The organism is Clostridium sp. CTA-17 (genome assembly GCF_054767895.1).
In genome coordinates, this window is the sequence record NZ_BAAABF010000006.1 from 169,133 (window position 1) to 183,570 (window position 14,438).

The 14,438-nt window shown below is 28.6% G+C and carries 11 protein-coding genes, 1 riboswitch and 1 other annotated feature; of the genes, 10 read left to right on the forward strand and 1 reads right to left on the reverse strand.

Annotated elements, in window-relative coordinates; translation table 11 throughout:
* Positions 1-257 precede the first annotated feature (257 nt).
* From nadA to nadC, 3 genes are read left to right on the forward strand one after another with little or no spacing between them, the layout of a single operon-like run.
* Positions 258-1,163, forward strand: coding sequence for a quinolinate synthase NadA (nadA, locus tag ACYUCG_RS11220; protein ID WP_460268640.1), 906 nt, complete (start codon positions 258-260; stop codon positions 1,161-1,163).
* Positions 1,164-1,167: 4 nt separating this feature from the next.
* Positions 1,168-2,487, forward strand: a complete 1,320-nt coding sequence (locus ACYUCG_RS11225; RefSeq protein ID WP_283703931.1) for an L-aspartate oxidase — start codon at positions 1,168-1,170, stop codon at positions 2,485-2,487.
* Entirely contained in the window at positions 2,444-3,283 is an 840-nt protein-coding gene (nadC, locus tag ACYUCG_RS11230) for a carboxylating nicotinate-nucleotide diphosphorylase (RefSeq protein WP_460268641.1), read from the forward strand. The genes ACYUCG_RS11225 and nadC overlap by 44 nt, the downstream gene beginning before the upstream one ends.
* A gap of 412 nt (positions 3,284-3,695) precedes the next feature.
* Here nadC and ACYUCG_RS11235 read toward each other — a convergent pair whose 3' ends face one another.
* Positions 3,696-5,054 carry a uracil-xanthine permease family protein gene (locus ACYUCG_RS11235; RefSeq protein WP_460268642.1) on the reverse strand — a complete coding sequence of 453 codons (1,359 nt, stop codon included), beginning with the start codon at positions 5,052-5,054 and terminating at the stop codon, positions 3,696-3,698.
* A gap of 259 nt (positions 5,055-5,313) precedes the next feature.
* Positions 5,314-5,415: riboswitch (purine riboswitch) on the reverse strand.
* Positions 5,416-5,643: 228 nt separating this feature from the next.
* Between ACYUCG_RS11235 and ACYUCG_RS11240 the strand changes: the two genes are divergently transcribed.
* From ACYUCG_RS11240 to ACYUCG_RS11270, 7 genes are all read left to right on the forward strand, one after another.
* On the forward strand, positions 5,644-5,961 hold the full coding sequence (locus ACYUCG_RS11240) for a coiled-coil domain-containing protein (protein WP_460268643.1): 318 nt from the start codon (positions 5,644-5,646) through the stop codon (positions 5,959-5,961).
* Positions 5,962-5,973: 12 nt separating this feature from the next.
* Entirely contained in the window at positions 5,974-6,585 is a 612-nt protein-coding gene (locus ACYUCG_RS11245; RefSeq protein ID WP_003455315.1) for a coiled-coil domain-containing protein, read from the forward strand.
* 207 nt (positions 6,586-6,792) lie between these two features.
* Positions 6,793-7,329, forward strand: a complete 537-nt coding sequence (locus ACYUCG_RS11250; protein ID WP_003455538.1) for a YcxB family protein — start codon at positions 6,793-6,795, stop codon at positions 7,327-7,329.
* A 316-nt stretch (positions 7,330-7,645) separates the two neighbouring features.
* Positions 7,646-7,914: a binding site (T-box leader), on the forward strand.
* 148 nt (positions 7,915-8,062) lie between these two features.
* Complete coding sequence (brnQ, locus tag ACYUCG_RS11255) at positions 8,063-9,400, forward strand: branched-chain amino acid transport system II carrier protein (RefSeq protein ID WP_003455554.1); 1,338 nt, start codon at positions 8,063-8,065, stop codon at positions 9,398-9,400.
* A 255-nt stretch (positions 9,401-9,655) separates the two neighbouring features.
* Positions 9,656-10,528, forward strand: a complete 873-nt coding sequence (locus ACYUCG_RS11260) for a YitT family protein (RefSeq protein WP_003455426.1) — start codon at positions 9,656-9,658, stop codon at positions 10,526-10,528.
* 313 nt (positions 10,529-10,841) lie between these two features.
* Positions 10,842-13,853: a polysaccharide lyase 8 family protein gene (locus tag ACYUCG_RS11265; protein ID WP_003455341.1), complete on the forward strand. Its 3,012-nt coding sequence runs from the start codon at positions 10,842-10,844 to the stop codon at positions 13,851-13,853.
* A gap of 106 nt (positions 13,854-13,959) precedes the next feature.
* Positions 13,960-14,438, forward strand: a 479-nt coding sequence (locus ACYUCG_RS11270; RefSeq protein ID WP_460268644.1) for a 5-deoxy-glucuronate isomerase, incomplete at its 3' end; no start/stop codon positions are given.

The following is a 14,438-nucleotide window of genomic DNA, read 5'->3' on the forward strand; positions in this document are numbered from 1 at the left end:
GTATCAAATATAATAATAAAACTTACAAACATATTTGGAGAATTATTAGATATTCTTCTTATAATGTTTGTAAGTTTTATCAAAAGTTATTTTGATATAGTTTCTTTATTTTTAAGGTGTTTTTATACAATCTTTTTTATTATAATTAACAAAATGAAAACAATATGGATAAAATGTTAATGAATATTCGTATTTTATTGAACTTGGATAAATATGGTGATATTATAAATTAAAATACATAAATTGGGGGAGACAAAATGGATATAAGGGACGAAATATTAAAGTTAAAAAAAGAGAAGGGGGCTATCATATTAGCACATTATTATCAAATTCCTGAAATACAAGAGATTGCTGATTATGTAGGAGATTCTTATTATTTAAGTAAAATGGCAAAGGATTGTGAAGAAAATATAATAGTTTTTTGTGGGGTTAAATTTATGGCAGAAAGTGCAAAAATTCTTTCACCAGAAAAAACGGTCATATTACCAGTTATGGAAGCAGGCTGTGTTATGGCAGACATGGCTACAGAAGAGGGACTAGATAAATTAAAAGAGGAATATCCAAATGCCAAGGTTGTTTGTTATATAAATTCTTCAACAGAAGTAAAAGCATTATCTGATGTTTGCTGCACTTCATCTAATGCTGAGAACATAATAAATAATTTAGAAGAAAAAGAAATTATATTTTTACCTGATAGAAATTTAGGGTCTTATATTCAGGAGAAAACACCAGATAAAAAATTTATATTATGGAATGGCTTTTGCATAGTTCATGAAGCTATTCAAAAAGAAGAAATTTTAAGATTAAAAAGTGAGCATGAAGGGATTTTAACAGTAGCTCATCCAGAGTGTAGTAAGGAGATAAGAGATATTTCGGATTTCATAGGAAGTACTAGTGAAATAATAAATTTTGTAAATAATTCTTCAAATAAAAAATTTATTATAATAACAGAAGAAGGGGTACTTCATCAGTTGAGAAAAAATGGGGAGGAAAAAGAATTTTATATTCCATATGGAAAGATGGTTTGTAGAAATATGAAAATGACTACCTTAAAGGATCTTTATGAAAGTCTTTTAAAAATGGAAAATAAAATTGAAATAGATGAGGATTTAAGATTAAAGGCATATAATTCATTAAAAAATATGCATAAACTTGGGGGCTAAAACTATGAAAAGGGTAGCTGATGTATTGATAGTTGGAAGTGGGGTAGCAGGACTATATGCCTCATTAAACTTAAGAGAAGATTTAGAAATAATTATGGTTTCAAAAAAGTCAGTTAATTTATGCAATTCTTCCCTAGCTCAGGGGGGGATTGCAGTAGCTAGAGGAAAAGAAGATTTTCAGTCATTCATTGAAGATACCTTAAAAGCTGGAAAGTATGAAAATAACATTGATTCTGTTAGGGTTTTAGTTGAAGAATCAATGGATAATATAAATAAACTTATTGATTTAGGGGCTAATTTTGAAAAGGATGAAAATGGAGTTCTTTTTACAAAAGAAGGGGCACATGAAATAAATAGAATTGTTTATCACAAAGACATCACTGGAAAGCATGTTGAAGATATTCTTTTAGAAAATGTTAAAAGAAGAAAAAATATAAAAATAATAGAAGATTGTGAAATGGTTGATATATATCATAGAGGTAATAGATGCATAGGAGCCTTATTCAATAAAGATGGAGAAAATTTAAGTATTTATGCTAAAGTGGTGATTTTAGCCACAGGTGGAATTGGTGGTTTATTTAAAAAATCTACTAATGAAAGAATCATAACTGGAGATAGCATAGGGGTTGCAATTAGAAATAATATAGAAATCAAGGACCTTTCTTATATACAAATTCACCCTACTGCATTTTTCTCAAAAAAATCAGAGGAAAAAAGATTTTTAATTTCTGAATCTGTTAGGGGAGAAGGGGGAAAACTCCTAAACTGTAATGGAGAAAGATTTGTAGATGAGTTATTACCAAGGGATATAGTTGCTAAAAAAATATATGAGGAAATGAAAAAAACAAATTCTAATAATGTATTTTTAGATGTGTCCTTTATGGAAAAGAGTTTTTTACAAAATAGGTTCCCTAACATATACAATAAGTGCTTAGAGGAAGGCGTTGATATAAGTAAAGAGCCAATACCCGTAGCACCAGCTCAGCATTATTTCATGGGAGGAATTAAGGTTGATTTAAATGGAAAAACTTCTATGGAAAATTTATATGCTTTTGGTGAGACAAGCTGCACAGGAGTTCATGGTGCTAACAGACTTGCTAGTAATTCTTTATTAGAAGCTTTGGTCTTTTCAAGAAGAGGGGCCTTAGAAATTAATAGTTATATAGATAATTTAGAGCTTATTATAGAAGAGAGAGAATGTGAAGATTTAGATAAATACAGATTGTTAAACAGGAAAATATTAATTGATGAAATCTGTAGGCTGAGAGGAGATATTAAGGATGAATTGGTTACTTGTGGAGGAGAATGTAAAAAGAGCTCTTAATGAGGATTTACAATATGGAGATATAACAACGGAGTCAGTAGTATTAGATCATAAAATAGCTAAGGTTGATATTATAGCTAAGGAAAAAGGGATAATAGCAGGTACAGAAGTTTTCAAAATGGTCTTTAAGATTTTAGGAGATGTAGAAGTTAATTTTTCAGTAAATGATGGAGAGGAAGTTGAAAAAGGGCAACACTTTGGTGAGGTTTTTGGAGATGCAAAAAAAATTCTTATGGGAGAAAGAGTTGCTCTAAACTATATGCAAAGAATGTGTGGAATAGCAACCCTTACTGGAGAATTTGTTGAAAGATTAGAAGGAACAAAAGTTAAGCTTTTAGACACAAGAAAAACTACTCCTAATATGAGGATTTTTGAGAAATATGCAGTGAAGGTTGGGGGAGGAACTAACCATAGGTTTGGATTAAATGATGGTGTTATGATAAAGGATAATCACATAGAGGCAGCAGGTGGAATAAAGAATGCAGTTTCTATAGCAAGAAAAAATTCTCCCTTCGTTAGAAAAATAGAAGTTGAAGTTGAAAGCATTGAGCAATTAAAGGAAGCTTTAGAAACAAAGGCAGATATAATAATGTTAGATAATATGGACATAAAAACCTTAAAAGAAGCTGTTAAGTTAATAGATAATAGAGCAGAGGTAGAAGCTTCAGGAAATGTAACCTTAGATAATATTAGGGAAATAGCTGAAACAGGAGTTGATTTTATATCAACAGGGTCAGTTACCCATTCTTTTAAAGTATTAGACATAAGCATGAAAAACTTCAGATATATAGATTAAAATGTGTTTATACAAAACTAAAAATACAACTTACAAATATATTTCGAGAATTACTAGATTTCGCTAAGAATTTATAGCAATTACTCCGAAGATTTTACTAAAGCGAAAAACTCCCTTCGGTCAAACAGTTTCGCTTCTTAACGTAAAATCTTCTACGTAATAGCTTAAATTCTAAAGCTCATCTAGATATTCTCTCCATAATATTTGTAAGTTGTATAAAAATTTGTTGTGATAAAACTTATAAATAAATTCAGAGAATTACTGAATTCCACTAAGGATTTAGATATTTTCTTCATATTATTCATAAGTTTTATTTGTATGTTATGTAATAAAAATATATTTAGTTTTTAATTAATTTTATTTATTAATAGTGAATAGTTAAGATTACTATATTAATTAACTTTAAAACTTTTTAACTAGCCTTTGTTTCTTCATCATACATATTTTCAAATTCCATTGATGTTGGGCTTTCTTTTAATACTGCATTTAGGATTAGGGCAGCTATTGTTCCAGTTGAGATTCCAGAAGAGAAGATCATTCTAATTGCTTCTGGAAGGTTGTGAATTACATCAGGTCTAAATGTAACTCCTAGTCCAAGTCCCATAGAGATAGCTATTATTAAAAGATTACGCTCTGTAAGTTTTATATTACTTAGTGTTCTAATACCAGCTGCCGCAACTGTTCCAAACATCATTATACCTACTCCGCCTAAAACTGGATTTGGTATCCCTGTTATTATGGCAGCCACTTTAGGTAAGAATCCAAGGATAACTAATAGTATCCCAGCCATTACAGCCACATGACGGCTAGCTACCTTAGTTAGAGAAATAATACCTATATTTTGACTAAAAGAAGTATTAGGACAAGAACCTACTAGTCCACCTAAGGCACTTCCTACACCATCAGATAATACCCCAGCGGCCACTCTTTTATCACCAATATCAATATTAGATGTCTCTCCAATAGCCTTTAAACATCCTACAGTTCCTATTGTGGCTACAAAGTAAGCAGGTATAAAGGCCATAACTGCTTTAGCATCAAAAGTTACTCCGAATTCAAGGATCTTAGGGAATGATAGCCAACTTGCTTCCTTTACAGGAGTAAAGTCAACTAGTCCAAGTGGAATACAAACTATGTATCCTACAACTATACCTATAAGTATTGAGGCACTACTAATCATTCCTTTTCCATAGTTATTAAGTAAAAGCGTTATTACTAATACAAACATAGCCACAGCTAAGTTTTCTAAACTAGCATAATTAGCTGAGCCAGCACCACCAGCGGCCCAATCAATTGATACAGGAAGTAAAGTTAATCCTATTAAGGCAACTACGGTACCTGTAACAAGAGGTGGGAAAAATTTCATTAAAGGTTTTATAAAGAAACTTAAAATAACTTCAAATAAAGATCCGAGTATTGTAGCTCCAATTATTCCAGGTAATCCAAGAACTGAGCCAACTGAAATTGCAGGGGATACAAAGGTAAAATCAGTACCCATAATACAGGCAACTCTTGCTCCAACTTTGCCAACTCCCTTAGCTTGAATAATTGTAGCTAGTCCAGAACCAAGTATAGAAGCACTTATTAAGGCTGTTGTTACTTTACTATTAAAGCCAAGAGAAGTTGCAATAACTAAGGGTACTACTATAATTCCACCAAAAGCAGCAAATATATGTTGAAGTCCAAAGAGAATTTTTTTTGGCAAATCTAAATCATCGTCTACTCCATAGATTAAGTTAACTTCCGTGTTTTTTAAGTTTTGCTTTTCCATAATTTCATCTCCTTATAGTTTTTTAGAATTTACATATTAAGATTTAAATTTATATCCAAAATAAAAATTCCCTATAAGTTTTAAAATAAAAAAATATGAGTTCTATTAAAAAGTATTTTAAGAGAATTTTTTATTGGAATAATATACTTTAAATCTTAAAACTCATATAAAGAAAGGTTTCTTATAACTTTTAGGAAGTTATACTTAATAAAAAATCAACACCTTTTTAGAGGTGTTGCTTTAAAACTAGAATTACTAGATTTTTAGTACAACTCCTCGTAGTCTGCTATTTTACGGTTAGCAGGTAGAAACTTTCGGACCATATTACCGATTATATACGAGTTAAAATTTAATACACTTATTATATCACGAAAAATTCAAATATCAATAGTTTATATTGTTCGCTATAATAAATTTATTTTATTTTTAAATTATTTTTAAATAGGTTAAAACAGACCATTTGTGGTGATTTAAATTAATCATTTAATCATAACCAATTATGATTATAGTAAAGTTTTGGTATTATATTAAAATGAAATTTATGTATAAATTATGATAAAATGTTAATTGTGCTGGGAGGGGGATAAAAATGCAATTTTCAAATGAAAAAGTTAAGAAAAATTTTGTAATAAGAGCTCTTAAACAAATAGGAACTTTCTTTATTTTTACTATGGTTTTTGCTATTGTATTTAGTTTTTTACAGCCACGAGTTTATAAAACACATAGTGAATATCTTTCTATTAAAGAGAAGTATGATAATCTTCAAAAAGAGTATGATTCCTTAAATGAAAAAATAAGTAATGATACCAATGCTTTAAATTCTAAAAAAGAAGATTTAACTAAAAGCAATGAAGATTTACAAAATAAATTAAATTCATTAAATAAAGAAATACAAAGTTTGAATTAGGAGTAGGAGCATATGATAAAAGAAATTATAAAATTTATAAAAACTCATAAAATAGCTCTTATATTAGCATTGATTTTAGGGATTTCGCCTAATCTTATGGTTAAAGATTATTCAAAGGAATTTAATGAAGTAGCTCCTAAAGTTGATGAGTTAGAGTATAAAATACCTGCCTTAAAAAATAATACAGAGCTTAAATCAATTCAGGAAGAAGTAGATAAATTACAAAATGAAAATAACACCTTAAGTAAAGAGGTAGAAGATAAACAAAAAGAGTTAGATAATTTAAGAGCTAAAAAAGAGGAACAAGCTAAAATCGCACAGGAAGAATCAAAAAAATCAGAAGAGAACTCTAAAAATAAAGCGGTTGAAAATAGTAATAGTACATCAGATAATAACAGTAAGAATACAAACAAATCCTCTGGTGATCCATCAAATTTAGCTAATTCTTCAGGAGATTCAACACCTAAAACAGCTGGTTCAGGAGAAATAGTTTATTGGACAAGTGGTGGAAAAAGCTATCATAAAAGATCTAATTGTACAACCTTAAAAAGAAGTAAAAAAATATACAGTGGAACACAGGCTGAAAGTGGTAAAAGTGATCCATGTAATGTTTGTTGCAGGTAATACATAATTATCTTAAAAGAAATTTAAGATAAACTTATAAATATTATGAAGGGAATATTTAAAAAAGCTTATATAATTCTCTAGATGTATTTATAGGTTTTCTTTTTACATATTTTTTATTTAACTTTATGATTTTTGTATTTATTACTTTTATATATTTTGATAAAATATTCTACATATACTAATGGAAGAGGTAAGGAGCAAGGAATGAGTGACAAAAAATTATTCACAATAAAGACATCTATAAATAAAAAAGATTATAGTAGATTTTTGTACATAGCAACTTTCTTAAGAAAGAAATTTACAATCCCTGCTATTATAGTAATTACAGCTTTAATGGCTGGATTTGTTTCTTATAATAATAGGATTTTTGAATTAAAAAGCTTTTTAATTTATTGGTTAATATTATTAATCATAACTTTATTTGCAATAGTTGTGAAAATTGAATTTCAAAGTAGGGAAAGGGAAAAGGCTGATAAAGCTGGCGTTTTAAAATCCATAGAAACTTTAGAATTTTTTGATGATATTTTAGTGATTAAAAGCACAGCATTTAAAGGTAAAAGCAAGATTAAATATTATAAATTTTATGAGGTAATAGAGACTAAAAACTATTTTATAATATATTTCAACAGAAGACAGGCTTCAATAATAAGAAAGATTGATTTAGAGGATTCATTGGTAGATGAATTAAGAGATTTATTAACAGGAAAAATAGGTCATAAATATAAAAAACTTTTTAAATAATATATTAAAATATAAGCTATAAAAGGTATGTATGAAAAGATAGTAATAAACTTATTTTTATACAGTACCTTTTATTTTTTATATTTTATAAGGGAGAGTTTAAAATAAATATTCCACGAAAATATTTATTATTTTCATGTATTAATATAATTTTAGAAAAAAATTTTTAGTTAAATTTTATTTTAAATTGGAAAAGAAAATTCGGTATAATTTATTTTTTATTAATGTATTATGGGAGAAAATGAAAAATAAATAAAAAATACACTTAAGGTTGACAGCTGGAAAAATAAGAGATAATATACTTATAAATTCAAAATTAAATTCTATGAAGAGAAAAAGTAGGGCATATTTATTGATCCACAGAGAGTTGACAAGTTGCTGAAAGTCAATGTTCAAGGTATATCTGAAAATCATCTCGGAGAAGTAAAGCTGAAGCTATATTTTAGTAAGTTTTATCGGATTTTCACCGTTATAGGAAAAGCGTATTATTTAGTACGTATTTTAAGAGTGCTATAAATTAAATCTATTTTTTTAGGTTATATTTATAGAATTAGGGTGGTAACGCGATTAAACCTCGTCCCTTTTATAGGGACGGGGTATTTTTTATTTTTAAAGGAGGTTTTTTCATGGACACAGAAGGAGAAATTATAATTTTTTATAGCGATTAAATAATTAAAAACTATATTTTTACGGAAAAAATATAGTTAATAAAAAAGAAATGGGGTCATTGTTTATGAAAGATTTATCAAGAAAAGATTTATTATTAGTAAGTTTAATGTTATTTTCATTATTTTTTGGAGCAGGGAATTTAATTTTTCCACCATTCTTAGGGCAAGCGGCTGGAAGTGCTACTTGGGTTACTATTTTAGGATTTTTTGTTACGGCAGTAGGATTTCCAGTACTAGGGGTAATTGCTGTGGCAAAATCAGGAGGATTACATGTATTAGCAAGTAGGGTAAATCCTGTCTTTGCAACGTTTTTCACAGTTCTTATCTATATTTCAATAGGACCTGGCTTAGGAATACCTAGAGCAGGAAGTCTTCCCTTTGAGATGGCAGTTGCGCCATTTTTACCAGAAGGACTTATATCTAATAATTTAGCATTATTTATATATACTTTTGTATTTTTCGCAGTTGCATACTGGCTATCTTTATCACCAGCAAAGTTAGTAGATAGAATGGGGAAAGTATTAACTCCAAGTTTACTTGTATTAATAGGATTAATTTTCGTAGCAAGTATTTTTAAACCTTTAGGAGCATATGGAGAAGTTACAGGAGTTTATAAAGAATCACCATTTATAAGTGGATTTTTAGATGGATATATGACTATGGATACAATAGCTGCCTTAAACTTTGGAATTGTAATAGCTCTTGTAATAAAGTCTAAGGGAGTAAAAGAAGAAAAATTTGTTGTAAAAACCTCTGTAAAAGCAGGAATAATTGCTGGAGGATTATTAATAGTAATATACTCAATGCTTGCTCATCTTGGAGCAACTAGTGGTGGAAGATTTGGTTTAACTGAAAATGGAGCACAAACTCTTAGTAATATAATCACTTATATTTTTGGAAAACCAGGAGCTATTTTGTTAGCAGTAATATTTACATTAGCTTGCTTAACAACTTGCGTAGGTCTTATTACATCTTGTAGCCAATACTTTCAAACTTTGACTAAAAAAATAAATTATCTTTCTTGGGTTAGAATATTAACATTAACAAGTATGGTTTTAGCTAATATGGGATTAAATAAAATATTAGCAGTATCAGTTCCAGTTTTAAATGCAATTTATCCTATGGCAATAGTGCTTATTGTCTTAGCAATGTTAGATAAATATATAAAAGGAAACTCAGTGGTTTATACTACAACTATAGCATTTACAACAATAGTTAGTGTTATTCATGCTTTAAGTGGTACAGGTATTAATATAGAATTTTTAAACAGGATTTTTGAAAATTTACCTTTCTATTCAGAGGGGTTAGGATGGGTATTACCAGCCCTATTTGGTTTAGGATTAGGTTTAGTTTTAAAATCATTCTTTGAAAAGAATAAAGAAGAAGTTTTAGAAGTTAGTTAAATAAAATAGAGAATAATTCACTTTGTTTCGTAAATTTTTTCTTTAGATACAAATAATAAACTAGTATCGAATATTAATATTTAAACTTAAATGTATATAAAATAACAAATAGATATTAAAAAGCACAAAATATCATAAATTGCAAAAAGAGTAAATAAAACACTTTAAAAGAATTTTATTGGTGATATAATAAATTAAGCAAAATCACAAGCAATAATTTACAATGAAAAAATAATTTTGAACGGAGTGAATTCAGTGAATAAAAAGAACGGAAGAATTTATCAGGTAGCCTACAGAATTACTGCTATAATTCTTTTTGGGGCTTTAGCTGGAATTGGGGTTAACTTTTTCTTAACACCTGCACATATTTATTCATCAGGTGTTACAGGAGTATCACAGCTATTATCATCTATTGGTGGAGATTTTTTCAATATAAACATTGATATTTCAACATGGGTTTTAATTTTAAATCTACCACTTGCTTATTTATCCTATAGAAAATTAGGAAAGAAATTTACCCTTTATAGTTTTCTTTCTATAATTTCATTATCATTTTTTATAGGGGTTATTCCAACAAGAGCGGTTACTAATAACCAACTTTTAAATTCCATATTTGGAGGAGTTCTTATGGGAGCTGGAGTTGGAATGTGCTTTAGAGCAGGCTTCTCTACTGGAGGTACAGATATTATAGTTTTAGTTGTTCAAAAAATGACAGGAAAGTCAGTTGGTCAACTAGGATTTATAGTAAATGGAATAATATTATTAGTTGCAGGATTAGTTTATGGATGGGAATTAGCTTTATATAGCTTAGTTTCAATTTACGTAACTACTAAGGTTATAGACTTATTTTACATTCAACAATACAAGCTTACAGTAACAATTTATACTAAAAAAGAAAAAGAGGTTGTTGATAGTTTAATTAAGAGTCAAATGAGAGGAGTTACAATTGGTAGAAATCTTTATGGTGGATATACTAATGAACCATTAAGCTCAATTACCACAGTAATTTCAAAGCATGAATTATTAATTGTTAAGAAAAATGTTATGGATATAGACCCAGAAGCATTTGTAAATATACAACCAACTGTTGAGGTTATGGGAAACTTTTATGATAATTCATTAATATAATTAGGAAAAGAGTTGCATAAAAAACTAGAAAATAAGCTTTATTTACTAGTTTTTATGTGGCTCTTTTTTGTTTTAGTGTTTATTTAAATTGAACGATAATTTAGTAAGCTCAAATAATAATTATCTTAATTTAAAATATAAATACCCTCAAATTAATATTACTTTATTATTAAAGTAGATGAAATATCTAAGTGTTTTTTGAAAATAATTAGGTATTTATAAAAATAAATACTTTATTGACAAAAAATTCACTAAAAAGATATAATAGTCTTGTTACGTTTATAAACGTTTACAAAAATAAGGGGGAGATTTTATGAAAGAATCTAGAAAAAAACTTAACAGACTTATATCAACGGCAATTGTAAGTTGTATGGTTATGGGAGCTTCCTATGAGAATGTTTTGGCACTTGAAAATAAGAGTCAAAATAATTCTGAAAAGGTAGTGAAATATGACAACGAAGCTGAGTATATTAAAAACATTAGATTAAGATGGAAGGAGGATTTAGTAGGTAATTCTTCTTTAGATACAAGTAATGCTACAATATCTAAGAAGATAATAAGTTATACAAATAATACAGACAAATTAGTAGCAAAACTTAATATGGATCCTAACGCTCAATGGCTTTGGGAAGATTTAAAAGATTATAAACAAAATCCAGCTAGAATAACATCTATGTTCAATAACTTAGTAACAATGTCTATGGCATATAGCTTACCTAATAATAAGTATTACAAAAATGAAGATTTGAAAAATAAGATAATATATTCCTTAGACTGGATCAATAAAAATGCTTACAATGAGAATATTGACCAGTATGGCAACTGGTGGGATTGGATGATTGGAATACCAGCAAGATTAAATAATATTGTTGTTTTAATGTATGATGATTTAACTGAAGAACAAGTTAAAAATTATATGAATGCAATACAAAAATTCTTACCAAGTATTGAGCCTGGAAGTAAATATCATACAGGAGCAAATTTAGCAGATGTATGTATGAATAAGTTATTGCAAGGTGTCAATGAGAATGATCCAGAAAAAATTAAAGAAGCATCAGAGGATATAGTTGGAGTTTTTGATTATGTAACTAGTGGGGATGGATTCTATAAGGATGGTTCATATCTTCAACATGGAATGGTAGCATACACAGGTTCATATGGAAATGTTCTTATTGAGAAAATATCTAATATAATGTTTTTATTAGAAAAAACTCCATGGTCAATAAAATCTGAAAGTAAAGATAACGTTTATAAGTGGATTTTTGAGAGTTTCAATCCAATTATATATAAAGGATACGTTATGGACATGGTTAGAGGAAGAGCAATATCAAGATATAATGCTAATGGATACTTACAAGCATCTGGAATTATTGAAGGTATGATTAAAATTGGAATGATTTCTGATGGAGATAAGGCTAGTGAAATAAATGCTCTAGTTAAAAAATGGGCTACAGAAGCTAAGAGTGTATTAGATTTTGGAGCAAGATTTAAGTCAATTAATGTAATAGGTGAATTCTATGGAATTATGAATAATGACAATATAAAACCTTTAGAAGAAGGTGATAAGCATTATGCATTAAATAGTATGGACAAGACTGTTCATAAAAGAGAGAACTTCGCTTTAGGTATATCAAGAAGTTCAAGTAGAATTAGTAAATATGAATTCATGAACAAGGAAAATTTAACACCATGGTTCCAAGGGGATGGAATGACTTATTTATTCAATAATGATTTAAATCAATTCTCAGGAAATTTTTGGGCTACAGTAGATCCATATAGAATGCCAGGTACAACTGTAGACACTAGAAAAAGAGAACCAAAAGAAATATTACCAGGGTTAGATCCAGGAGCATCACAACAAAATGAAATTTATTATGAATTAGGAAAGAGTAATTGGTCTGGTGGAAGTAAGTTAGGAGCTTACGGAGTAGCTGGAATGGAAATAGATAATAAGTACGATTCCTTAAAAGCTAAGAAATCTTGGTTTATGTTTGATGATGAAATAGTTGCCTTAGGTTCAGGAATAACTAATCCAGAAGATTTTGAAACTGAAACAATAGTTGAAAATAGAAAGATAAAAAGTGATGGATCAAATAAATTTATAGTAGATGGAAAAGAAAGAGTAAGTAAATTAAAAGAAAAAGATAAAGTTGATAATGCAAAATGGGCTTACTTAGAAGGAAATGTAAGTGGATCAAATATAGGATATTATTTCCCAGAGGGAGCAAATATTAATTTAATAAAAGATGAAAGAGAAGGTAATTGGATTAATGTAAACTCTTCTAAACCAGAAGCAGATAAGGTGGTTAAAGATAATTACTTAACTATGTATATAGATCATGGAAAAGCTATAAAAGATCAAAAATATAGTTATGTATTATTACCAAATAAGACTGAGGATAAGGTAAAAGAATATTCTGAGAATCCAAATGTTGAAATTATTCAAAATGATGATGTAGCTCATAGTGTTAAGCATAAAAAATTAAATATTGAAGCAGCTAACTTCTGGAAAGAGGGAAAAAATACTGCTGGAAATATAACATCAACAGGAAAATCATCTATAATAATAAAAGAAAATAAAGATAATACCTTAAGCATAGCTGTGTCAGATCCAACTTTCTTAGAAAAAAATCTTTCTATAGAAATAAATAAACCAGCAATGGAAGTAATAAAATCAGATAAAAGAATATCAAATATAAATTTAGAAAATGGAAAAATAAAATTTGATGCAAACACAGAAAACCTTTCAGGGGCACCTTTAGAGCTTCTTGTAAAATTAGGCGACAAAAATAATGGAAACAATGAAAATAATAATGAAATTAAAAATGAAGCTCCTGTAATAGAAGGAGAAGATGCTAATTTATTTGTAGGAGATAAGTGGGATAAATCTCTTCACAAACTTAAGGCTAAAGATAAGGAGGATGGAGATTTAACTAAAAATATTAAGATTAAGGATAATCAAATTCCTTTAAATGATCAATTTGAAGTTACAAAGCCTGGGACATATCCAGTTACTTTTGAAGTAAGTGATAATAATGGGAAAAAAGCAGAGAAAAAGCTTAATGTTTTAGTTAAAGAAAAGGAAGAGAACAAGCCAGAAAATAAACCGGAAAATCAAGAGAATAAACCAGAGATTAAACCAGAGGATCAAGAAAATCAATCAACAAAACCAGAAAGTGAAGAAAATAAAGGGGAAAATCCACAAGCAAATAATAATACTGAAAAGCTACCTAACACTGGAGGAGCAAGTAATCTAAGCCTTGGAGCAATAGGTGTTCTTCTAGCTACTGTTGGAACAATGTTTACTAAGAAAAGAAAAAAATAATTTATAGTGATTAAAGGCGTTGACAATATAAGTAAGGAATTATATAATTAACGTAAGGTTGGTAAACCAGTTTATATAAAACGTTTTAACAATAGGAGGAGAGTTTATGAGGAATAGATATGCTAATAACCCAAAGGATTCAAAAAGATATGATACTGAGGAATTAAGAGAAAATTACTTAGTTAAAGACATATTTAAAGATGATCAAATAGAACTTGTATATAGTCATGTAGATAGAATAATTTTCGGAGGAATAAAACCGGTTTACAAAGAATTAAAATTAGAAGCCGGCAAAGAGATGGGGGTTGATTATTTCTTAGAAAGAAGAGAGCTAGGAATAATCAATATAGGCGGAAAAGCTATCGTAACTATTGACGGAACTGAGTATGAATTAAAAGAAAAAGATGGTTTATATGTTGGAAAAGGAAATAAAGAAGTAAGCTTTAAATCGGTAAATCCAGAAGAACCAGCAAAGTTATATGTTAACTCAGTACCAGCTCATAAGGAATATGAAACCGTTAAGATTGATATAGAAAAGGCTAATCCAGTTAGATTAGGAGACAACAAAACATTAAACAAGAGAAC

Bases quoted from the DNA above. Each gene is read 5' to 3' on its own strand.
- nadA (WP_460268640.1), top strand. From the start codon at position 258: ATGGATATAAGGGACGAAATATTAAAGTTAAAAAAAGAGAAGGGGGCT.
- ACYUCG_RS11225 (WP_283703931.1), top strand. From the start codon at position 1,168: ATGAAAAGGGTAGCTGATGTATTGATAGTTGGAAGTGGGGTAGCAGGA.
- nadC (WP_460268641.1), top strand. From the start codon at position 2,444: ATGAATTGGTTACTTGTGGAGGAGAATGTAAAAAGAGCTCTTAATGAG.
- ACYUCG_RS11235 (WP_460268642.1), bottom strand. From the start codon at position 5,054: ATGGAAAAGCAAAACTTAAAAAACACGGAAGTTAACTTAATCTATGGA.
- ACYUCG_RS11240 (WP_460268643.1), top strand. From the start codon at position 5,644: ATGCAATTTTCAAATGAAAAAGTTAAGAAAAATTTTGTAATAAGAGCT.
- ACYUCG_RS11245 (WP_003455315.1), top strand. From the start codon at position 5,974: ATGATAAAAGAAATTATAAAATTTATAAAAACTCATAAAATAGCTCTT.
- ACYUCG_RS11250 (WP_003455538.1), top strand. From the start codon at position 6,793: ATGAGTGACAAAAAATTATTCACAATAAAGACATCTATAAATAAAAAA.
- brnQ (WP_003455554.1), top strand. From the start codon at position 8,063: ATGAAAGATTTATCAAGAAAAGATTTATTATTAGTAAGTTTAATGTTA.
- ACYUCG_RS11265 (WP_003455341.1), top strand. From the start codon at position 10,842: ATGAAAGAATCTAGAAAAAAACTTAACAGACTTATATCAACGGCAATT.